2 protein-coding genes are annotated in these 609 nt (G+C 59.1%); one reads left to right on the top strand and one right to left on the bottom strand.

The window, feature by feature from the left end:
* A partial coding sequence (locus tag D6877_RS13575; RefSeq protein WP_130911126.1) for a xanthine dehydrogenase family protein molybdopterin-binding subunit occupies positions 1–209 on the top strand: 209 nt, incomplete at its 5' end.
* 122 nt (positions 210–331) lie between these two features.
* Here the strand turns inward: D6877_RS13575 and D6877_RS13570 are convergent.
* A partial coding sequence (locus D6877_RS13570) for a cupin domain-containing protein (protein WP_130911125.1) occupies positions 332–609 on the bottom strand: 278 nt, incomplete at its 5' end.

Here is a 609-nt window from a genome sequence, read left to right as displayed (position 1 = left end):
ACGCCGACATTCCGCATCAGGAAGTGATCTTCCTCGAAGAAACCGACCCGATTTCATCACCGATGAAGGCCAAGGGCGTGGGTGAATTGGGGATTTGCGGCGTTAGTGCGGCGGTGGCGAATGCGATCTACAACGCCACCGGCGCGAGGGTGCGCGAGTATCCGATTACGCTGGACAAGATTCTGGATTCATTGCCGGAGATGATCTGAAGAAACGTCGACGTTAAAACACCCCTGTAGGAACTGCCGCAGGCTGTGATCTTTTAATCTCCAAAGCAAGATCAAAAGATCGCAGCCTCGTTGCACTCGACAGCTCCTACAGGGTGCCTCGCTTAGCGCGGATATTGCTCTTCACTGACCTGCTCCATCCAGTCCACCACCTTGCCATCCAGCACTTCGGCAATCGCGATATGACTCATCGCCGTCGTCGGTGCTGCCCCGTGCCAGTGCTTGGCGCCCGGGGCAATCCACACGGTATCGCCCGGGCGGATTTCACGCACTGGCTGGCCCCACTCCTGCACCAAGCCTGCCCCCGAGGTGACGATCAATGTCTGTCCCAGCGGATGGGTATGCCATGCCGTGCGCGCGCCCGGCTCGAACGTCACGGTCG

The organism is Pseudomonas sp. Sample_9, assembly GCF_004307535.1.
Classification (GTDB): Bacteria; Pseudomonadota; Gammaproteobacteria; order Pseudomonadales; family Pseudomonadaceae; genus Aquipseudomonas; species Aquipseudomonas mercuritolerans.
This window is presented reverse-complemented; position numbering and strand designations above follow the sequence as displayed.